This window comes from Streptomyces barringtoniae, from assembly GCF_020819595.1.
Classification (GTDB): Bacteria; Actinomycetota; Actinomycetes; order Streptomycetales; family Streptomycetaceae; genus Streptomyces; species Streptomyces barringtoniae.
This window is the reverse complement of sequence record NZ_JAJHNP010000009.1, coordinates 57,311-76,759: the sequence shown is the minus strand read 5'-3', so window position 1 is coordinate 76,759 and position 19,449 is coordinate 57,311. Positions and strand designations below refer to the sequence as shown.

The following is a 19,449-nucleotide window of genomic DNA, read 5'->3' as shown; positions in this document are numbered from 1 at the left end:
CCCCGTGAAGCCCGCGGCCGCCGACGGTGAGAACGCCCCCGAGGGGCCACCCGCACCCGACCACGCACCCGCGACCGCCAGTACAGCCACCCCCAGGACCCCCCGGCGCAGACTGCGTGCCTGGCTCGGCGAGAACCCCACGCCGAACTCACCCCCCTTCTCCCGGCACCGCTGGGTCCGCCTCCTCACCTACCTGCTCGCCTTCTACCTCGCCCTGGGCATCGCCCTCGGCGGCGGCGAGGAGCTGGCCAGCAGCTACGGCTTCACTCCGGCCGTGGCGTTCTTCATCACGCTCCTCCAGGCCGCCGCCGTCGTCCTGGCCCTGTGGCGCCCGGTAACCGCCTGGGCCCTGTCCCTGACCGGCGCCGTCGCCACCGCGCTGCTCGCCCGTCCGCAGCTGGCGACACCGGGGCTCCGGCCGCCCGGCCCCAACTGGCCCTGGACCACACCGGTCCTGCTGGCCCACATGGCCGTACTGCTGCTCCTGGCCCTGCGCGTCCGGTTCCGCGGGACGGTCGCCGCGCTTGTCACGACCGCCCTGGTGACCGCCGTGGTGGAGGGCGGCATGGGAGCCGTGCGCTACTCCCCGACAGGCGTCGTCGCCGTCGGCCTCTTCGCGATCGCCGCCGCCATCGGCGCGGCCCTGCGCAGCCGCAGCGAGGCCCGTACCGAACTGGTCCAGCAGACGACGATCACCGCCGAGGAGCGGGCCCGGCGCACGCTCCTGGAGGAGCGCAGCCGTATAGCCCGCGAGCTGCACGACGTGGTCGCGCACCACATGTCGGTGATCTCGATCCAGGCCCAGGTGGCCCCGCACCTGGTGGAGAACCCCTCCGAGGAGCTGAAGGAGAACCTCGCCGGCATCCGCAACAACGCCCTGGAGGCCCTGACCGAGCTGCGCCGGGTCCTCGGCGTGCTGCGGTCGGAGGGCCCGGACGACCCCGAGGCCGTCGAGGAGACCCACCGGCTGTCCGCCCCCGGCACCGGCCCGGCCCCCCATGCCCCGCAGCCGGATCTCGCCCGTCTGGACGCCCTGATGGAGAACACCAGGGCGGCCGGCCTGGACGTGGTCAAGACGGTCGAGGGCGAGCCCCGCGGCTATCCGCCGGGCGTGGAGCTGTCGGCGTACCGGATCGTCCAGGAGGCCCTGAGCAACGTCCTGCGGCACGCCCCGGGCGCGAAGGTCGACGTGGTGGTCGTCCACCACGCCCACGGGCTGTGCCTGGACATCACCAACTCCCGGCCCAGCCGTCCCGCCCCGCCGTCCCCGGGCAGCGGTCACGGTCTGCTCGGCATGCGGGAGCGGGCGGCGATGCTGGGCGGGCACGTCGTCGCGACGGGGGAGCAGGGAGGCGGCTTCCGGGTGACCGCGTTCCTCCCGCGTGACGGCACCCCGGTCCGGACCGACCTCGTCCTGCCCGCCGCGTTCCGGAGGCAGCTGCCATCCGGCTCCACCCACGATCCGTACCCGCCCGAGCCCCCGACAGGAGAACAGGACACATGACGAGCGGCGCCGGTCCCATCCGCGTACTCATCGCCGACGACCAGCAGATGGTCCGGCAGGGTTTCGGCGTGCTGCTCAGCGCCCAGCCCGGCATCGAGGTGGTCGGGCAGGCGGTGGACGGTCTGGACGCGATCGTGCAGACCGCCGAACTGGTCCCGGACGTGGTGCTGATGGACATCCGGATGCCCGAGCTCGGCGGCATCGAGGCGACCCGCAGGATCACCGCCGGGCATCCCGCCATCAAGGTGCTGGTGCTGACCACGTTCGACCTGGACGAGTACGTGTACGAGGCGCTGCGGGCCGGGGCCTCCGGCTTTCTGCTGAAGGACGCCTCCGCGGACAAGCTGGCCGAGGCGGTCCGGGTCGTGGCTGCGGGCGACGCCCTGCTCGCGCCCGGCATCACCCGCCGTCTCATCGCCGAGTTCTCCCGTCTGGACGGCAGCCGCCGGGCCCCGCTCAAGCAGCGCGTCGGCGACCTCACCGAGCGGGAGACGGAGGTGCTGGCGCTGATCGCGCAGGGCCTGTCGAACGCGGAGATCGCCGAGCGGCTGGTCGTGGCCGAGCAGACCGTGAAGACGCATGTGGGCCGGATCCTGGTGAAGCTGGGCCTGCGCGACCGCACCCAGGCGGCGGTCTTCGCCTACGAGTCCGGCGTGGTCCGTCCCGGTGGCCGGTGACACCCGCAAGGGGCGACCCGTAGTACCTGAGGGGGATGTCCGGGAACCCGCCTCCAAGGTGACGACCGCGCCCCCGGCCACGCCTACCGTTTTCCTCGTGACCGAGACGACGCACACGCAGACGACACCGCCCGGCCCGGCCGGCCGGCCGCGCAGCCCGGAGTTCCGGCTGGCCGCGGACGCCCTGCGCAGCCTGCGGCAGGACCTGTTCGAGGACGCCTTCGCCTATCGCCCGCTGCCCCGCCTGAGCGCCGACGGCCCGCGCACCCGTCGTCTGTCCGGCGTGCGCCTGCTGCCGCACGCGGTGGTGGCCGCGCTGGGCGTGATGGCGTTCTTCCTGGCCATGGCGAGCTCCGACTCCGGGCCGGCCGCCCTGCTGTGCGGGCTGCTGGCCCTGGCGCCGGTCCTGCTGACGCTGGCGCGTCCGGTGGGAGCCTTCTGGTTCTCGCTGGGCGCGAGCACGGTCGCCGCCGTGATCGGCCGGGCCGACGGGAGCGACTGGCCCTGGCTGCCGGGCAGCTTCCTGTCCCACCTGGTGGTGCTCACGCTCGTCGCACTGCGCACCCGCCCGCGCACCGCGGCCTCGATGTGGGTGATGACCGCGGTCTACGGCTTCGCCGCCGGAGGCCTCTTCGGCTGGCACCGCTACGACACGAACGTGCCCCCGATGCTGCTCGCGTCGGCCCTGATCCTGCTGGCCGTCTCGCTCCGGCACATCCGCCGTCAGGCCCAGCAGGAGGTGACCGCCCAGCAGACGGTCACCGAGCACGAACGCTCCCGCCGCACCCTCCTGGAGGAGCGCACGACGATCGCCCGTGAGCTGCACGACGTGGTCGCCCACCACATGTCCGTGGTGGCCATCCAGGCGGAGGCCGCGCCCTACCGGGTGGAGAACCCGCCGGAGGAGCTGGAGAAGGCGTTCGCCACCATCCGGGAGAACGCGGTGGCGGCCCTGACCGAGCTGCGCCGGGTCCTCGGGGTCGTACGCGCGGAGGACTACGAGGCGCCGGACGCACCCCAGCCGACCCTGGCCGATCTCGACGGGCTGCTGGCCAATGTGCGGGAGGCCGGCCTGACGGTGGACAAGGCGGTGACGGGAGCGGTGCGTGAACTGCCGCAGGGCGTGGAGCTGTCGGCGTACCGAATAGTGCAGGAGGCCCTGAGCAACACCCTGCGGCACGCACCGGGAGCGAGCGCCCGCGTGGAGATCGGCTATGTCCTCGGCGGCCTGGGCCTGCGCATAGTCAACACCCCGCCGCCCGCGCCGCACCTCGTGAAGCCCTCGCCGGGCGCGGGGCACGGCATCACGGGTATGCGGGAGCGCGTGTCGATGCTGAACGGCGAGATGACGGCGGGCCCTTCGGAGGACGGGGGCTACGAGGTGACGGTGTTCCTGCCGGTGCCGGCGGTCACCGCGAGTGAAGAGGACGCATGACCATCCGCGTACTGATCGCGGACGACCAGATGATGGTCCGCGAGGGCTTCTCCGTCCTGCTGAACGCGATGCCGGACATCGAGGTCGTCGGCGAGGCCGTCAACGGAAGGGAGGCGGTGCACCGGGTCCGTGAACTCGCCCCGGACGTCGTCCTGATGGACATCCGCATGCCGGAGCTGAACGGCATCGAGGCCACCCGGGAGATCGTGGCGGCGGACGCGACGGCGAAGGTGCTGGTCCTGACGACCTTCGACCTGGACGAGTACGTGTACCAGGCGCTGCGCGCGGGAGCCTCCGGTTTCCTGCTGAAGGACGCCTCGGCCCGCCAGCTGGCGGACGGTGTGCGGGTGGTGGCCGCGGGCGAGGCCCTCCTGGCTCCCTCGGTCACCAAACGCCTGCTCACCGAGTTCTCCCGCCTCTCGGACCCCCCGCGCCTGGTCCCGTCGGGGCACGCGGCCTACGGCGAACTCACCGAGCGTGAGACGGAGGTCCTGATCCTGATCGCCCAGGGCCTGTCCAACGCGGAGATCGCCGAACGCCTGGTGGTGGCCGAGTCGACGATCAAGACCCACGTGAGCCGCATCCTGGTCAAACTGGGCCTCAGAGACCGCACCCAGGCAGCGGTGTTCGCGTACGAGGCACGCCTGGTGACACCGGGCTGACGGCGCCCGAGCGGGTGGGACGGAAACCGAAGAGCCATGGATCCGCTCCTCGACCCGCCCCACGGAGTCGTACCGCTCCCCCTGGTCAGACCTCGGCCCGGCGCGTTAGCGTCCCCGCATGGCTGGCACCACCGACCTGACCTTCGACCCCTGGGACCCGGCGTTCGTGGCCGACCCGTACCCGGTCTACGCAAAGCTGCGGGAGCGGGGCCGGGTGATCCGGTACGAGCCGACCGACCAGTGGCTGGTGCCGCACCACGCGGACGTCTCGGCGCTGCTGCGGGACCGGCGGCTGGGGCGGACGTACCAGCACCGGTTCTCGCACGAGGAGTTCGGCCGGACCCCGCCCCCGCCGGAGCACGAGCCGTTCCACGTCCTCAACGACCACGGGATGCTCGACCTGGAGCCGCCGGACCACACCCGGATCCGGCGCCTGGTGTCGAAGGCGTTCACACCGCGCACGGTCGAGCGTCTGAAGCCGTATGTGCACGGCCTGGCGAACGACCTGGTGGCGGCGCTGGTCCGCAACGGCGGCGGTGACCTGCTGACCGATGTCGCGGAGCCGCTGCCGGTGGCCGTGATCGCCGAGATGCTCGGCATCCCCGAGGCGGACCGCGCCCAGCTCCGCCCCTGGTCGGCGGCCATCTGCGGGATGTACGAGCTGAACCCGTCGCAGGAGACGGCCGCGCAGGCGGTCCGGGCCTCGGTGGAGTTCTCGGAGTATCTGCGGACGCTGATTGCGGCCCGCCGCAAGGAGCCGGGTGAGGATCTCGTCTCCGGCCTGATCGCGGCCCACGACGAGGACGACGACCGGCTGACCGAGCAGGAGATGATCTCCACGGCGGTCCTGCTGCTCAACGCCGGTCACGAGGCCACGGTCAACGCCACGGTGAACGGCTGGTGGGCGCTGTTCCGCAACCCCGGTCAGCTGGCCGCCCTGCGCGCCGACCACTCCCTGGTCCCGTCCGCGATCGAGGAGCTGATGCGCTACGACACCCCGCTCCAGCTCTTCGAACGCTGGGTGCTGGACGACATCGAGATCGACGGCACGGTGATCCCGAGGGGCTCGGAGATCGCGATGCTCTTCGGCTCCGCCAACCACGACCCGGCCGTCTTCGCCGACCCCGAGCGCCTGGATCTGACCCGCGCCGACAACCCGCACATCTCCTTCAGCGCCGGCATCCACTACTGCATCGGCGCCCCGCTGGCCCGCATCGAGCTGGCCGCCTCGATGACGGCCCTCCTCCGGCAGGCTCCCACGCTGACCCTGGCGGCGGAGCCGCGGCGGAAGCCGAACTTCGTGATCCGGGGGCTGGAGGGGCTGAGCGTCGAGGTCGGGTGATCACCCGTTCGGCTGATCACCGAGCGATTCCGCTCGAAGGCCGCCGGTGGCTTGTCACGCTGGTGCCTGCCTGCGAAGGAGGGCACCATGACGGTTATGGCAGAGCGCACCTCGTCTCAGATGTCGGTGGACGTGTTCGAGCGGATCGCGGAATTCGCCGAACGCGAGGACGAGACCGTCAGGTTCGAGTTCATCGACGGACGGATCGGGGTCAAGAAGGTGACGAACGGCAGCCACGGTGAGATCGCCATGTGGTTGGCTTTCCGGTGCAAGGAAGCTCGGCCCGACCTCACCCTCAACACGACAGGCCAGGGGCTGAAGGTCGAGGCGTACCGGAAGGGCCGCGCCCGGCCTGACGGCGTTCTTGCACCAGTGGGTTACTTCAACGGGCAAGGTGAGTGGGCCAACCCCGACGGTGTGCTGATGGCGGTCGAGATCACGTCGTACGACTCTGACACCCACCACCGGGATCGGGTGGACAAACCCCGGGCGTACGGTGAGGCGGGCATCCCGGTGTACTTGCTGATCGACCGTGACAACCACTCGATCCTTGTGCACACTGTCCCGGACCCGCAGGTCGGATACCGGGACATCCATTTGGTCGCGCTCGGCGGCAAAGCCATCCTCCCCGACCCCGTCGGTATCGAGCTCGACACCGAGGACTTCAAGCAGTACCTCGACTGACCTCAACCCGCCAGATCACGGCGCCGCACGCCCGCCAGCCCGCCGGCCACCAGCACCGCAGCCAGCCCCAGCAGCACCCCCACCGGCCCCCACTCCATCCCCCCGCCCGGCAGCTTCGGCAGATGCCCGAACGGGGACAGGTCCAGCACCGCCCGCGGCGCGTTCAGCGCGGGGCCGATCCAGCCGATCAGCAGCACCGCGCCGGCGACACCCCACGCCGCGACCGCGCCCCGTGGCAGCACGCCGAACAGCAGGACCGCGACCCCGCCGATCACCCAGACCGCGGCCACCTGGAGCAGGCACGCCCCCAGCACCGGGCCGACCTCCCGGCCGTAGCCGACGGCGAAGCCCAGGCCGGCCAGGAGCATCAGCAGGGCCGAGCCGCCGAAGGCGATGACCAGGTGGCCGGCGGCCCAGCGCAGCCGGCCCACGGCCGCGGCCAGCACCGGTTCGGCCCGGCCGGAGGTCTCCTCACCGCTCAGCCGCAGCACGGAGGAGACGACGTAGAGCGCGGCGACCAGACCGAGCATGCCGACCATCGCGGCGAGGAACGCGTCCGTCGGTCCCGACCGGCCGCCCATCCGCTGGAAGATCTCCCGCGCCTTGGCGTTGTCGCCGACGAGCTCGGCCGCGCCGTCCGTCATCCCGCCGTAGACGACCCCGGCGAGGAAGAAGCCGATCGACCAGCCGAGCACGCTGCCGCGCTGCAAGCGCCAGGCCAGCGCGCCCGCCGTGCCGAGGCGGCCGGCCGCCGGTCCCGGCCGGGTCGGCAGGAAGCTCATGCCGATGTCCCGGCGCCCGGCCAACCCGTAGGCCACGGCCGCCTGGAGGGCTACGGCGGCGGCGAACAGCAGCAGCACCCACCAGCGTTCGGCCGCGAAGGCGCGCAGGTCCTCCAGCCAGCCCAGCGGGGACAGCCAGGTCAGCACCGACGAACCTCCCCCAGTGCCCCCGTCCGACGCCGAGTCGCCCGCCGCGCGCAGCACGAACGCCGCGCCCAGCACGGCCGCCGTCAGCCCCCGGGCCAGCCGGGCGCTCTCCGTCAGCTGGGCGACGACCGCCGCCATCGTGGCGAAGACCATGCCCACGCCCGCCACCCCGAGCCCGAAGGCCAGGGCACCCGGCGCGCCCTGTCCGGCCAGTCCCGCCACGAGCAGGGCGCACAGGGCCGCGTTGGCGACGGCCGCCGTCAGCAGGGCCGCCGTGAGCGGCGCCCGGCGCCCCACCATCCCCGAGGACACCAGCTCCTGCCGCCCGCTCTCCTCCTCGTCCCGGGTGTGCCGTACGACGACGAGCAGGCTCGTCACGGCGGCGAGGGCGCCCGCGTACACCCCGACCCGCCAGGCCGTCAGCGCGCCGAGCGAGTCGCCGAAGACGGGTCCGACCATGGCGCGCAGGGAGGTGTTGGCCGCCATCTGGTGCCTGAGGTCGGCGCGGGCGGCCGGGGTGCCGTACAGGCCCTGCAGGGTCTTCGGCATGGAGAGGACCATCAGCGCGTTCACCGCGACCCAGACCGGGATCAGCACGCGGTCGCGGCGCAGCGCGAACCGCAACAAGGTCGCGGTGCCGGTCAGTTGGCGCGTCATACCGTCACCTCGCCCGGCTCGTCCTGGTAGTGCCGCAGGAACAGCTCCTCCAGGGTCGGCGGCGTCGAGGTCAGCGAGCGCACTCCGGAGGCGGTCAACGAGCGCAGTACGGCGTCCAGTCGGTCGGTGTCCACCTGGAGGCGGACCCGGTGTCCCCGCACGTCGAGGTCGTGCACGCCCGGCAGGTGGGCCAATCCGTCGGGGGGCCCGGCGAGTTCGGCGCTCACGCTGGTCCGGGTCAGATGACGCAGGTCCGCCAGCGACCCGCTCTCCACCGTCCGGCCCTTGCGGATGATGCTGACCCGGTCGCAGAGTTCCTCGACCTCGCTCAGGATGTGCGAGGAGAGCAGGACCGTACGGCCGCGCTCGCGCTCCTCCTCCACGCAGCGCTGGAAGACCTCCTCCATCAGCGGGTCCAGGCCCGAGGTCGGCTCGTCCAGGATCAGCAGGTCCACGTCGGAGGCGAAGGCGGCGACCAGGGCGACCTTCTGGCGGTTGCCCTTGGAGTAGGTGCGGCCCTTCTTGGCCGGGTCCAGCTCGAAGCGCTCGATCAGCTCGGCGCGGCGCCGGGTGTCGAGTCCTCCGCGCAGGCGGCCGTAGAGGTCGATGACCTCGCCGCCGGAGAGGTTGCGCCACAGTGTGACGTCGCCGGGCACGTAGGCGATCCTGCGGTGCACCTCCACCGCGTCCCGCCACGGGTCGTGGCCCAGCACCTGCGTGGCGCCCGAGTCGGCGCGCAGCAGCCCGAGCAGCACCCGGATCGTGGTCGACTTGCCGGCGCCGTTCGGGCCGAGGAAGCCGTGCACCTCTCCGGCCTCGACGTCCAGGTCGAGGCCGTCCAGCGCGCGCGTACGGCCGAAGGACTTGTGGAGCCCGGAGACCGTGATTGCCTTCGTCATGGATCCGAACGTACGCTTCTTTCAGAAATTTGTGAAGTTAAGGAAGTCCATGAATCCCGGTTAGGGTGAGGGCATGACGGAGTCGAGGACAGGTACGCCGGAGCGGGACCCGGAGTCGGTCTCGCGGTTCGTGGAGCACTTCGCGGCGCAGCTGGTCGAGGCGGGGATGGCGCGCATGCCCTCGCGGGTCTTCGCCGCCCTCCTCGCCTCCGACACCGGCACCCTGACCTCGGCCGAGCTGGGCGAGCAGCTGAAGATCAGTCCCGCCGCCGTCTCCGGTGCCGTGCGCTATCTCGCGCAGGTCCACATGGTGTCGAGGGAACGGGAGCCGGGCTCGCGCCGGGAGCGGTACCGGGTGCACAGCGACCAGTGGTACGAGGCCCTCACCAGCCGCGAGGCCGTCATCAAGCGCTGGGAGGAGGCCCTGCGGGAGGGCGTGGCCGGCCTCGGCGCCGACACCCCGGCGGGGCGCCGGCTGGCCGAGACGCTTGCCTTCTTCGAGTTCATCGAGCAGGACGTGGCGCAGATGATGGAGCGCTGGCGCGCTCATCGGGAGCAGAAGTACGGCCGCTGAGCCCGTTCAGCGTTCCTTCGTCTCCTCCAGCACCGTCCGCCCCAGCAGCGCGTACCGCTCGGGCGCCCGCCGCTTCAGGTACTGCGCGTAGCCCACGCCGGTCGCCGCGACCAGCGCCACGAGCCACGGCGTCGCCTTGAGCAGCAGTGAGCCGGACTCCGCCCCCGCCGCGACCCCCATGTTGGACACCAGCAGGACGACCACGCCGAGCATCGCGATGCCGCCGACGAGCGGGGCGGTGAAGGTCCGGAACCAGTGGCGGCTCTCGGGGTGGTGCCTGCGGAAGTAGACGAGGACCGCGAAGGAACACACGGCCTGGACCACCAGGATCGCCATCGTGCCGAGGATGGCCAGCAGGACGTAGAGCGCGTTGTACGGGTCCTTGCCCGCGATCCAGAACGCGGCGATCAGTACGGCGCTCACCACCGTCTGCACCAGTCCGGCGATGTGCGGGGAGCCGTGCCGGGCGTGGGTGCGGCCGATGGTGTTCTTCAGTGACGGCAGGACGCCCTCCCGCCCGAGGGCGTACAGATAGCGGGCGGCGCAGTTGTGGAAGGCCATGCCGCAGGCCAGTGAGCCGGTGATCATCAGCCACTGCATGACATCGACGGCCCAGTGCCCGACGTACCGATCGGTGGGGCCGAAGAACAGGGCGAGAGGGTTGGCGGAGGAGGCGGCCTTCACGGCCTCGGCCTCGCCGTTGCCCGTGATGGCCATCCAGGAGACGAAGACGTAGAAGACACCGACGCCCAGGACGCTGATCATCGTGGCCTTGGGGATGATCTTCTTCGGGTCGCGGGACTCCTCGCCGTACATCGCGGTGGACTCGAAGCCGACCCAGGACCAGAAGGCGAAGAAGAGCCCGAGCCCGGCGGACGTGCCCTTGAAGGCGTTGACCGGGTTCACCGGGGCGAAGGTGAACCCGTGCGGGCCGCCGCCGTGGAAGGCGACCGAGACCGCCATGGCCGCCAGCACGGTCACCTCGGTCGCCAGCAGCGCCACCAGCAGCTTCTCGGCGACGCTGATCCCGAACCAGGTGCCGGTCGCGTTGATCGCGAGCATCAGGATCGCGAAGGCCCACCAGGGCACGTGCAGGCCCGTCTGGTCCCTCAGGGTGGTCGTGGCGAAGGTGGAGAAGATGCCGATCAGCGCCGGTTCGAAGACGACGTACGCGAAGGTCGCGAGCAGCCCGGAGGCGAGGCCGGCGGTCCGTCCGAGGCCGTAGGAGATGAAGCCGTAGAAGGCCCCGGTCGATGTGATGTGCTTCGCCATCGACGTGAAACCCACGGAAAAGATTGCCAGGACGACCATTGCGACGAGATAGCTCGCGGGCGCCCCGATGCCGTTGCCGGACGACACCATGAAGGGCACGTTGCCGGTCATCGCGGTGATCGGCGCGGCGGTGGCGACGGCCATGAAGACCACCCCGAGCAGCCCCACGGCATTGGGTTTCAGCCGATGAACCGTTTCCTCGTCCGCCGTGCCCGCCGCCGGGGCAACGCCCTCGTCCACTGCCATCGGGTGGCCCCTTCCGTGTCGGGTCCCTGGGTTCTGGTGGGTCCTGATGGAGCAGGATGGTGCACGGGGGAGGGGCGCGGGAAGGGGTCGGCGCGGTTAAATATTTGTCACCAGACCATTGGATGGAGGGGTTGTGGAATCTCGGCCTGGGCGCGTGTTCGTTCAGTCGCCCTGAGTGGTGACCGGTTCGCGTGCGTGGGACATGCAGGATGAGCGGGCCACCGTCTTCCGGTTGCCGACAGACCGTGGTCACCAGGCGTGAGTGAGCAAGTCGTTCGGTGAGAAGTGGGACATTCCGGATCCCTTCGGCCGCTCGCTCGACACCGCCGGTTTCAAGGAACTCGGCTCAAGCTGGAGGCAGCACCAGCCCCCAGGCCCCCTCCACCACCCGCCACGTCCGCCGCCGTACCGGCCCCGACACCCCCGCGTCCGCCCGGTAACGGAAGTCCGCGCCGACCACCGTCACCGTCCGCCCGGACGCCCGTACCGGTGTCGCCTCCGCGCCCACCGACAGCGGCCGTACCTCCACCGCCGCGAGCCCGCCGGTGCCCGGTGTGACCGACACGGTCTCCACGGGCTGGTCCAGGTCGAGCACCGTCTGCCCGTCGACCTCGACCCGGAGGCGGGCGGGGCCGGGGGACGGCACGGCGGCGAGGCGGGGCGGGCGGGGGGCGAGGGTGCGGACCAGGGAGCGGTACCAGGCCCGGCCCGAGGACGCGGTCACCGGCACGGCGGCCGCCGCCCGCACCACCGGCCGCGGCGGAATGCCCAGCCCGCTCAGGACGACCCCGTCGCTGTCGTCGACCAGCAGGTCCAGGCGCCGCTCGGCCCCGTCCAGCACGGCCCGCGCCGCCGCCACCGCCCCGCCCGGCACCCCGAGCGACTCGGCGAGCCCGGTGTCACCCACCGGGACCACCGACAGCGCGCATCCGGCCAGCTCGCGCGCCCGGTGCAGCAGCGTCACGGTCCGCACCAGAGCGTGACCGTCGCCCACCACGACCGGCCGTCTCGAACCCCGCCGGCCGAGCGCGCGGGCGAATTCCTCGGGCCCGTCCGGCAGGCACACCTTGGCCGCCGCACCCGCGCTGAGCACGTCTTTCGCGATCCGTACGGACTCCCCGTCCGTCTGCCGTGCCGCCGGATCGATGATCACCAGCAGCTGTTCGGACGTCGCGAAAGTCGCCACCTCGGTCCTGCCTCGCTTCCTCGGGTAGCATCTTTGTGCAAGAGCCCCTTGCGCTATTGCGCCAGGGGCTTCGTCTATTCCGGGGCATCCGGTCCGACGGTTGGCGACCAAAGGCGGTCGCTGTGGTACGCGGCGGTGAACCTTACGCCCACGCCCCCGACCTTGGACATGCCCCACCCGGAAGGGGTGTACGCGCGTGCCCGCACTTGTGCTGCTCGGTGCTCAGTGGGGTGACGAAGGCAAGGGAAAGGCGACCGACCTGCTCGGTGGCTCGGTGGACTATGTGGTGCGATACCAGGGCGGCAACAACGCCGGCCACACGGTCGTCGTCGGCGACCAGAAGTACGCACTCCACCTCCTCCCTTCCGGAATCCTCTCGCCTACTTGTGTTCCGGTCATCGGCAACGGCGTCGTCGTCGACCCGTCGGTCCTGCTCTCCGAGCTGAGCGGTCTGAACGAGCGTGGCGTCGACACGTCCAAGCTCCTGATCAGCGGTAACGCGCACATCATCACGCCTTACAACGTGACCGTCGACAAGGTGACGGAGCGCTTCCTCGGCAAGCGGAAGATCGGGACGACGGGTCGCGGCATCGGCCCGACCTACGCCGACAAGATCAACCGCGTCGGCATCCGGGTCCAGGACCTGTACGACGAGTCGATCCTGCAGCAGAAGGTCGAGGCGGCCCTCGACGTCAAGAACCAGATCCTCACCAAGCTGTACAACCGGCGCGCCATCGCCGCCGACCAGGTGGTCGAGGAGCTGCTGGGCTACGCCGAGCAGATCGAGCCGTACGTCGCCGACACGGTCCTGATCCTGAACCAGGCCCTGGAGGAGAACAAGGTCGTCCTGTTCGAGGGCGGCCAGGGCACGCTGCTCGACATCGACCACGGCACGTACCCCTTCGTGACCTCCTCGAACCCGACCGCCGGCGGTGCCTGCACCGGCGCCGGCGTGGGCCCGACGAAGATCAGCCGCGTCATCGGCATCCTCAAGGCCTACACGACCCGCGTCGGCGCCGGCCCCTTCCCGACCGAGCTGTTCGACGAGGACGGCGAGGCGCTGCGCCGGATCGGCGGCGAGCGGGGTGTGACGACGGGCCGTGACCGCCGCTGCGGCTGGTTCGACGCCGTGATCGCCCGCTACGCGACCCGCGTCAACGGCCTGACCGACTTCTTCCTCACCAAGCTGGACGTGCTGACCGGCTGGGAGCAGATCCCGGTCTGTGTGGCGTACGAGATCGACGGCAGGCGCGTCGAGGAACTGCCGTACTCGCAGACCGACTTCCACCACGCCAAGCCGGTCTACGAGACGCTGCCCGGCTGGTCCGAGGACATCACCAAGGCGAAGTCCTTCGCCGACCTGCCGAAGAACGCCCAGAACTACGTCAAGGCGCTGGAGGAGATGTCCGGCGCCCCGATCTCCGCGATCGGCGTGGGCCCGGGCCGGGACGAGACGATCGAGATCAACTCGTTCCTGTAGGCAACTCCGGGCACCGGGCGGGAGCGCCCGCCGGTCCGCCTCCGGGCGTGATCGGCGGGCGCTGAGTCGTCCCGCGCGGTGCAATCGGAGTATGAGCGTTCACCGGGACATGCGGTGCCGGGGACCGTACGGCGGCGAAGGCGCCGACGCCGAGCTCACGGACTGCTCCGACCCCGCGATCTTCGAGGTCGCCCGGTACCAGCTGCCTCCGCTGCGGGTGTGCCCGGTGCATCTCGGTCCTTCCCTGCTGATGGCGAGCGGGGTGCTGTGGCCGCCGGAGGTCAGACTCATCGGCCGTGTCTGAACATCGGGGTCATCGGCCGTATCCGACACCGGCTGTTTCCCCAGGGTTCGCACAGGCCGCACAACTGACCCATCCTTGACCTGGACATGACCTTTTCCTGGTTTTCCGGCAATCCCGGACGCGAGCAGCATCTACGCGGGTAGCCTCCGCACTGCACCGCCACTGCTCGTCGCCAACTCCAGCCAAACCAGGAGCCTTGAATGCCCCTCAGTCCCATGAACCGCCGGGAGTTCGTGAAGAAGTCGGCCGTCACCGGGGCGGCCGTCGCCGCTGCCGGGACCGTCGCGGCGGCCCCCGCGCAGGCGGCCGAGCAGAAGCGCGAACACAAGCCGCGCACCTGGTCGTTCTCCATCCTCGGCACGACCGACCTGCACAGCCACGTCTTCGACTGGGACTACTACAAGGACGCCCCCTACACCGACAAGGCGGGCAACTCCGTGGGCGTGGCGCGCGTGGCCACCCTCATCAAGCAGCAGCGTGCGGCCAAGGGCGAGGACCACGTCCTCCTCGTCGACGCCGGCGACATCATCCAGGGCACCTCGCTCGCCTACTACTTCGCGCGCATCGACCCGATCACGGGCACCGACGGCAAGAGGGGTCCCAGGCACCCGATGGCCGTGGCCATGAACCACATGCGCTACGACGCCGCCGCCCTCGGCAACCACGAGTTCAACTACGGCATCGAGGTGCTGCGCAAGTTCGAGAGCCAGTGCCGCTTCCCGCTGCTGGGCGCCAACGCCCTCGACGCGAAGACGCTGCGCCCGGCCTTCAAGCCGTACACCGTCAAGCGCATCTGCGTGCCGGGCGCCCCGGACATCAAGGTCGGCATCCTCGGCCTGACCAACCCCGGTATCGCGCTGTGGGACAAGGACAACGTCAGCGGCCGGATGGTGTTCCCGGGCCTGGTCGAGCAGGCGAAGAAGTACGTGCCGCGCCTGCGCGCACTGGGCTGTGACGTCGTCTTCCTGACGGACCACTCGGGTATGGACGGCTCGTCCTCCTACGGCGACTCGCTCCCGTACGTCGAGAACGCGTCGAACCTGGTGGCCGAGCAGGTGCCGGGCATCGACGCGATCCTGGTGGGCCACACGCACGTCGAGGTCCCGTCCTACACGGTGAAGAACGCGGAGACCGGCGAGGAAGTGCTCCTGTCGGAGCCGTACTGCTGGGGCTACCGCCTCAGCGTCTTCGACTTCGAGCTCGAACTCCACCACGGCCAGTGGAAGGTGACGAGCAAGACGGCACAGACCCTCAACCCCAACACCGTGGACGAGGACCCGGAGATCAAGAAGCTCCTGGAGGCCGACCACGAGCTGGTGGTCAAGTACGTCAACACGGCGGTCGGCACGTGTACGGCGGACCTCTCGGCGGCGGATTCCTGCTGGAAGGACGTGCCGATCATGGACTTCATCCACAAGGTCCAGATGGAGAGCGTGAAGGCCGGCCTGTCGGCGTCGGACGCCGCGCTCCCGCTGATCTCGGTCGCGGCCCCCTTCTCCCGCACGGCCGACATCCCCCAGGGCAGCGTCACCATCAAGGACATCGCCGGCCTCTACATCTACGACAACACCCTGTACGGCAAGAAGCTGACGGGCGCCCAGCTCAAGGACTACCTGGAGTACGCGGCGAAGTACTACCACCAGGTCCCGGCCGGCACGAAGGTCGACACCGCGACCCTCACCAACGCCAACAACTTCTGGGACTACATGTACGACACGGCGGCGGGCGTCGACTACGAGATCGACATCGCGCAGCCGGAGGGTTCGAGGATCAAGAACCTCACCTACAACGGCGCGGCGATCGCCGACGACCAGGTCTTCGTCGTCGCGGTCAACAACTACCGCGCGAACGGCGGCTCCGGCTATCCGCACATCGCCTCGGCGCCGATCGCCTACAGCTCGACCAACGAGATCCGTCAGCTGATGATCGACTACGTGACCGCGAAGAAGACCCTGGACCCGGCCGACTTCGCCGCCACCAACTGGAAGCTGACCCAGGCCGGCACGCCGGTCTTCTAGGAGCGGCGTCCTCGACCGACGCGGAGCGCTGAGCGGTGCGGACGACCAGGTCCGCACCGCTCACCGCTCGGACGAGCGTGTGGCGCCGAAGTTCGTCTCGTGGGTCCATACGTGGGTGCACGAGGGGCACTGCAGGTGCAGCAGGCTGCCGGTGTTGGAGAGCAGGTAGCGCCAGTGCGCGGTGCAGGTGCCGCCCTGCCGGCAGGTCTCGCAGCCGGCCCGGTCGTCACAGTTCGGGCACGCCACCCAGGCGCGCCGTCCTATGTCGGCCTGCGGATCAAGCGGCAGCATCGCCGGGCCCCGCCGGGAGCACACCGGCCGCCACCAGCTCGTCGTAGATGCGCTGCTGCTCGGCGTCCAGCCCGGAGTACAGCAGCGCACGCGCCTCCTCCTCGCCGCGCAGCGCCGCCGCGGGGTCCCAGTCGGGGCCGAGGGCGGCCATGACGTGGGTGCGCCGGAGCATCTCGTGCGAGCTCAGGTCGACGCTGAAGTCGAAGGCGGGGTCGTGGGGGGACATGCCACCGAACGTAGGCAGGCATTTCCCCCACGGCAAGAAGAGGTGGGTGAAATCACACCAGCTCACACATCCCCGGCCGACGTGACACTCAGCTGAAGACGATCATCGACCCCTGCGCCAGGGAGCGCGTCGCCGCCGCGTGCAGCCCCAGCCACACGTGCCGTTCGCGGGCGAAGGGGCTGGGGTCGTACGGCGCCGGGACGGCCGGTTCCTCCAGCTCCGTGGGGGCCGTGGGCGGGGCCGGGGCGGCCGGGGGGTTGGCCGGATCGATGCCGATCGACCCGGCGACGTACTCCAGTTCGCGCAGCAGGGTCTGGGAAGAGCCCAACGGGCCGCCGCCCGCCAGCAGTTCGTCGTTGGACAACGGGTGCGGGAAGTCGACCGGGACGTAGGCGCCCGCGTGGTCGTAGTGCCAGACCAGGTGGGACTGCTGGGCCGTGGACTCGAACATCTCCAGGAGCTGCTCGTAGTCGCCGCCGAGGTCGTCCACGGGCGTCACCGGCAGGCCGCAGACCTGGAGCAGGTACGCACGGCGGAGGAAGTGCAGGGCGTCGTAGTCGAAGCCCGCCACGGGGGCGACCTCGCCGGACAGGCCCGGCATGTACTGGTACACGGGCACCGGCGGGAGGCCGGCCGCCGCCAGTGCGTCGTTGTACTGCGCGAGTTCCTCGGCGAACGGGTTGTCCGGGGTGTGGCACAACACGTCCACGAGCGGTACCAGCCACAGGTCACAGGCCAAAGAGAGCTCCTCGCACAGATGGGTTCGCCAGTAGGTCCGCAGAAGGTGGTCTGGGCAGGGTACTGGTCATCTACCCGTTGGTCAGGTGTTCCAGCAGCTCCAGCGAATGGGCGTTGGAGGCGGCGACGATGCCGCGGGCGGTGTCGGCCTCGCGGCGGGCCAGCGCGTCGACCAGGTCCGTGTGCCCGGCCCACAGGCGGCCGCGCAGGTCGGGGAGGCGGAGCAGGTGCTGCACCGCGCAGACCCAGGACTGCACGCGCAGCCGGTTGAGGAAGTCGCCGAGGTAGGGGTTGCCGAACAGCGCGCTGAGCTCGCGCCAGAAGCGGAGGTCGTAGCCGATCAGGATCGTCAGGTCGCCGGCCGCGGCGGCCCGCGCGGCCTCCTCGCCGCGGCGGCGCACCGTGGTCAGCGCGGCCGTCGTCCGGGGGTCCTCGGGCGGGGTGCGGAACGCGGGGTGGCCGGTGCTGAGGGCCTGGAACATGCCGTCGGTGACCAGGTTGCGGGCCTCGATCATGTTCCGGTAGTCGGTGACGGAGTACTCCGGCACGCGGAATCCGCGGTGCTGGTCGGCCTCGAGGATGCCCTGCGCGGACAGGTCGACCAGCGCCTCGCGGACGGGGGTGGCGGAGACGCCGTACTGCTCGGCGATCTCCTTGACCGTGAACGCCCGGCCCGGCCGCAGCCGCCCCGCGAGCACCTCGTCACGGAGCGCGTCCGCGATCTGCTGGCGCAGGGTGCTGCGTGTCACGGCGCCGTTGCCGGGCATGGTCGGGGTCACTCCTCACGCGTGGACGACGTGCTCGCGCATCTCTCACGAGATTTTCTTACGAGCACGTCACCATACGCGTTCGGGTCTCCCCGGCGGCAGGCGTGGTTCGGTTACGCCGTGTACTCGTCCGCCACGCTCAGCGCGGCGTCGAGGGCGGCGAGGCCCTCCTTCAGCTCGGCCTCCGTGACATTGCACGGCGGGACCACATGGGTGCGGTTCATGTTCACGAAGGGCCACACGCCGTGCTGCTTGGCGGCGGCCGCGAACGCGGCCATCGGGGCGTTCGCCTCACCGGCCGCGTTGTACGGCACCAGCGGCTCGCGGGTCTCGCGGTTCTTCACGAGCTCCAGCGCCCAGAACATGCCGACGCCGCGCACCTCGCCGACGCTCGGGTGGCGTTCGGCCAGCCCGGCGAGGGCGGGGGCGAGGACGGTCTCGCCGAGGCGCGCCGCGTTCTCGACGACGCCCTCCTGCGCCATCACGTCGATCGTGGCGACGGCGGCGGCGCAGGCCAGCGGGTGCCCGGAGTACGTCAGACCGCCGGGGTAGGGCCGCTTGCCGAAGGTCTCGGCGATCTCCTGTGAAATGGCGACACCGCCGAGCGGCACGTAACCCGAGTTCACACCCTTGGCGAAGGTCACCAGGTCGGGTACGACACCGAAGAGATCGGCGGCGAACCACTCACCCGTGCGCCCGAAACCGGCCATGACCTCGTCCAGGATGAAGACGATGCCGTGGCGGTCGCAGATCTCGCGGACCCCGGCCAGGTAGCCGGGCGGCGGGACCATGATTCCGGCCGTGCCGGGGATGGTCTCCAGGATGATCGCCGCGACCGTGCCCGGCCCCTCGAAGGCGATCGTGGTCTCCAGGTGCTCCAGGGCGCGCGCGGTCTCCTGCTCCTCGTTCTCGGCGTAGAAGCGGGAGCGGTAGAGGAACGGCGCCCAGAAGTGGACGACGCCGTTCGTGCCGCTGTCGCTGGCCCAGCGGCGCGGGTCGCCGGTGATGTTGACCGCCTGCTGGGTGCCGCCGTGGTACGACCGGTAGGCCGAGAGCACCTTGGGGCGGCCCGTGTGCAGCCGGGCCATGCGCACCGCGTGCTCGACGGCGTCGGCGCCGCCGTTGGTGAAGAAGATCTTGTCCAGGTCGCCGGGGGTCCGTTCGGCGATCAGCCGGGCCGCCTCCGAGCGCGCCTCGATCGCGAAGGCGGGCGCGAAGGTCGTCATCTTCGCCGCCTGCTCCTGGACGGCCGCGACGACCTTCGGGTGCTGGTAGCCGATGTTCGTGTAGACGAGCCCGCTGGTGAGGTCCAGGTACCGCTTGCCGTCGTAGTCCCAGAAGTACGACCCCTCGGCGCCGGCGACGGCGAGCGGGTCGATGAGGTCCTGGGCGGACCAGGAGTGGAAGACGTGCGCGCGGTCCGCCGCCTTGACTGCGGCTCCGGCGTCGGGGTTGGGCTGAGGGGTCATGCGGCCGAGGGTAAATGTCCGCGATGCGGAAGCGACATCGGCGTCTTGTTCCCTGGACGGGGGGTTTCCGCGACAGGTTGTCGACACCC

Annotated in this window: 19 protein-coding genes; 10 read left to right on the top strand and 9 right to left on the bottom strand. The window is 70.8% G+C overall.

The window, feature by feature from the left end; all coding sequences use genetic code 11:
- Positions 1–4: 4 nt before the first annotated feature.
- From LMU33_RS17810 to LMU33_RS17785, 6 genes are all read left to right on the top strand, one after another.
- Entirely contained in the window at positions 5–1,504 is a 1,500-nt protein-coding gene (locus LMU33_RS17810) for a sensor histidine kinase (RefSeq protein WP_228621372.1), read from the top strand.
- Positions 1,501–2,181, top strand: coding sequence for a response regulator (locus LMU33_RS17805; protein WP_228621371.1), 681 nt, complete (start codon positions 1,501–1,503; stop codon positions 2,179–2,181). Before LMU33_RS17810 ends, LMU33_RS17805 begins: the two co-directional genes overlap by 4 nt.
- A gap of 97 nt (positions 2,182–2,278) precedes the next feature.
- The gene (locus LMU33_RS17800) at positions 2,279–3,616 is read left to right on the top strand and encodes a sensor histidine kinase (RefSeq protein ID WP_228621370.1); all 1,338 of its coding nucleotides are present in this window, start codon (positions 2,279–2,281) and stop codon (positions 3,614–3,616) included.
- Positions 3,613–4,278: a response regulator gene (locus LMU33_RS17795; RefSeq protein ID WP_228621369.1), complete on the top strand. Its 666-nt coding sequence runs from the start codon at positions 3,613–3,615 to the stop codon at positions 4,276–4,278. The genes LMU33_RS17800 and LMU33_RS17795 overlap by 4 nt, the downstream gene beginning before the upstream one ends.
- Positions 4,279–4,396: 118 nt before the next feature.
- Positions 4,397–5,620 carry a cytochrome P450 gene (locus LMU33_RS17790; protein ID WP_228621368.1) on the top strand — a complete coding sequence of 408 codons (1,224 nt, stop codon included), beginning with the start codon at positions 4,397–4,399 and terminating at the stop codon, positions 5,618–5,620.
- Between the two features lie 87 nt (positions 5,621–5,707).
- Positions 5,708–6,304: a Uma2 family endonuclease gene (locus LMU33_RS17785; protein ID WP_228621367.1), complete on the top strand. Its 597-nt coding sequence runs from the start codon at positions 5,708–5,710 to the stop codon at positions 6,302–6,304.
- Between the two features lie 2 nt (positions 6,305–6,306).
- Here the strand turns inward: LMU33_RS17785 and LMU33_RS17780 are convergent, their stop codons facing one another.
- Together LMU33_RS17780 and LMU33_RS17775 are read right to left on the bottom strand one after the other, a co-directional pair.
- Positions 6,307–7,890, bottom strand: coding sequence for an ABC transporter permease (locus tag LMU33_RS17780; protein ID WP_228621366.1), 1,584 nt, complete (start codon positions 7,888–7,890; stop codon positions 6,307–6,309).
- Complete coding sequence (locus LMU33_RS17775) at positions 7,887–8,789, bottom strand: ABC transporter ATP-binding protein (protein ID WP_228621365.1); 903 nt, start codon at positions 8,787–8,789, stop codon at positions 7,887–7,889. Before LMU33_RS17775 ends, LMU33_RS17780 begins: the two co-directional genes overlap by 4 nt.
- Before the next feature lie 73 nt (positions 8,790–8,862).
- Between LMU33_RS17775 and LMU33_RS17770 the strand changes: the two genes are divergently transcribed.
- Positions 8,863–9,363 carry a GbsR/MarR family transcriptional regulator gene (locus LMU33_RS17770; RefSeq protein WP_228621364.1) on the top strand — a complete coding sequence of 167 codons (501 nt, stop codon included), beginning with the start codon at positions 8,863–8,865 and terminating at the stop codon, positions 9,361–9,363.
- Between the two features lie 6 nt (positions 9,364–9,369).
- Here LMU33_RS17770 and LMU33_RS17765 read toward each other — a convergent pair whose 3' ends face one another.
- Positions 9,370–10,881 carry an APC family permease gene (locus tag LMU33_RS17765; RefSeq protein ID WP_228621363.1) on the bottom strand — a complete coding sequence of 504 codons (1,512 nt, stop codon included), beginning with the start codon at positions 10,879–10,881 and terminating at the stop codon, positions 9,370–9,372.
- A gap of 346 nt (positions 10,882–11,227) precedes the next feature.
- Positions 11,228–12,067: a diacylglycerol kinase family protein gene (locus LMU33_RS17760; protein ID WP_228621362.1), complete on the bottom strand. Its 840-nt coding sequence runs from the start codon at positions 12,065–12,067 to the stop codon at positions 11,228–11,230.
- A 196-nt stretch (positions 12,068–12,263) separates the two neighbouring features.
- Here LMU33_RS17760 and LMU33_RS17755 point away from each other — a divergent pair, with 196 nt between their 5' ends.
- The 3 genes from LMU33_RS17755 to LMU33_RS17745 all read left to right on the top strand — a co-directional run bounded on the left by LMU33_RS17755 (position 12,264) and on the right by LMU33_RS17745 (position 15,869).
- Positions 12,264–13,547, top strand: a complete 1,284-nt coding sequence (locus LMU33_RS17755) for an adenylosuccinate synthase (RefSeq protein ID WP_228621361.1) — start codon at positions 12,264–12,266, stop codon at positions 13,545–13,547.
- 91 nt (positions 13,548–13,638) lie between these two features.
- Positions 13,639–13,851, top strand: a complete 213-nt coding sequence (locus LMU33_RS17750) for a hypothetical protein (RefSeq protein WP_228621360.1) — start codon at positions 13,639–13,641, stop codon at positions 13,849–13,851.
- A 200-nt stretch (positions 13,852–14,051) separates the two neighbouring features.
- The gene (locus LMU33_RS17745) at positions 14,052–15,869 is read left to right on the top strand and encodes a bifunctional metallophosphatase/5'-nucleotidase (protein WP_228621359.1); all 1,818 of its coding nucleotides are present in this window, start codon (positions 14,052–14,054) and stop codon (positions 15,867–15,869) included.
- A 60-nt stretch (positions 15,870–15,929) separates the two neighbouring features.
- Here the strand turns inward: LMU33_RS17745 and LMU33_RS17740 are convergent, their stop codons facing one another.
- The 5 genes from LMU33_RS17740 to LMU33_RS17720 all read right to left on the bottom strand — a co-directional run bounded on the left by LMU33_RS17740 (position 15,930) and on the right by LMU33_RS17720 (position 19,360).
- Positions 15,930–16,160 (bottom strand): hypothetical protein, encoded by a 231-nt coding sequence (locus LMU33_RS17740; RefSeq protein WP_228621358.1) that lies wholly within the window; start codon positions 16,158–16,160, stop codon positions 15,930–15,932.
- On the bottom strand, positions 16,147–16,386 hold the full coding sequence (locus LMU33_RS17735) for a DUF6400 family protein (protein WP_228621357.1): 240 nt from the start codon (positions 16,384–16,386) through the stop codon (positions 16,147–16,149). Before LMU33_RS17735 ends, LMU33_RS17740 begins: the two co-directional genes overlap by 14 nt.
- 88 nt (positions 16,387–16,474) lie before the next feature.
- Complete coding sequence (locus tag LMU33_RS17730) at positions 16,475–17,125, bottom strand: putative DNA-mimic protein (RefSeq protein ID WP_228621356.1); 651 nt, start codon at positions 17,123–17,125, stop codon at positions 16,475–16,477.
- A gap of 70 nt (positions 17,126–17,195) precedes the next feature.
- Positions 17,196–17,891 carry a GntR family transcriptional regulator gene (locus LMU33_RS17725; protein WP_228621355.1) on the bottom strand — a complete coding sequence of 232 codons (696 nt, stop codon included), beginning with the start codon at positions 17,889–17,891 and terminating at the stop codon, positions 17,196–17,198.
- Positions 17,892–18,004: 113 nt separating this feature from the next.
- A complete protein-coding gene (locus LMU33_RS17720; protein ID WP_228621354.1) occupies positions 18,005–19,360 on the bottom strand; it encodes an aspartate aminotransferase family protein in 1,356 nt (451 codons plus the stop codon).
- Positions 19,361–19,449: the final 89 nt, after the last annotated feature.

Excerpts from the sequence above, each read along its gene's own strand:
- LMU33_RS17805 (WP_228621371.1), top strand. The coding sequence starts at position 1,501 with ATGACGAGCGGCGCCGGTCCCATCCGCGTACTCATCGCCGACGACCAG.
- LMU33_RS17795 (WP_228621369.1), top strand. The coding sequence starts at position 3,613 with ATGACCATCCGCGTACTGATCGCGGACGACCAGATGATGGTCCGCGAG.
- LMU33_RS17790 (WP_228621368.1), top strand. The coding sequence starts at position 4,397 with ATGGCTGGCACCACCGACCTGACCTTCGACCCCTGGGACCCGGCGTTC.
- LMU33_RS17785 (WP_228621367.1), top strand. The coding sequence starts at position 5,708 with ATGACGGTTATGGCAGAGCGCACCTCGTCTCAGATGTCGGTGGACGTG.
- LMU33_RS17780 (WP_228621366.1), bottom strand. The coding sequence starts at position 7,890 with ATGACGCGCCAACTGACCGGCACCGCGACCTTGTTGCGGTTCGCGCTG.
- LMU33_RS17775 (WP_228621365.1), bottom strand. The coding sequence starts at position 8,789 with ATGACGAAGGCAATCACGGTCTCCGGGCTCCACAAGTCCTTCGGCCGT.
- LMU33_RS17770 (WP_228621364.1), top strand. The coding sequence starts at position 8,863 with ATGACGGAGTCGAGGACAGGTACGCCGGAGCGGGACCCGGAGTCGGTC.
- LMU33_RS17765 (WP_228621363.1), bottom strand. The coding sequence starts at position 10,881 with ATGGCAGTGGACGAGGGCGTTGCCCCGGCGGCGGGCACGGCGGACGAG.
- LMU33_RS17750 (WP_228621360.1), top strand. The coding sequence starts at position 13,639 with ATGAGCGTTCACCGGGACATGCGGTGCCGGGGACCGTACGGCGGCGAA.
- LMU33_RS17745 (WP_228621359.1), top strand. The coding sequence starts at position 14,052 with ATGCCCCTCAGTCCCATGAACCGCCGGGAGTTCGTGAAGAAGTCGGCC.
- LMU33_RS17740 (WP_228621358.1), bottom strand. The coding sequence starts at position 16,160 with ATGCTGCCGCTTGATCCGCAGGCCGACATAGGACGGCGCGCCTGGGTG.
- LMU33_RS17735 (WP_228621357.1), bottom strand. The coding sequence starts at position 16,386 with ATGTCCCCCCACGACCCCGCCTTCGACTTCAGCGTCGACCTGAGCTCG.
- LMU33_RS17725 (WP_228621355.1), bottom strand. The coding sequence starts at position 17,891 with ATGCCCGGCAACGGCGCCGTGACACGCAGCACCCTGCGCCAGCAGATC.
- LMU33_RS17720 (WP_228621354.1), bottom strand. The coding sequence starts at position 19,360 with ATGACCCCTCAGCCCAACCCCGACGCCGGAGCCGCAGTCAAGGCGGCG.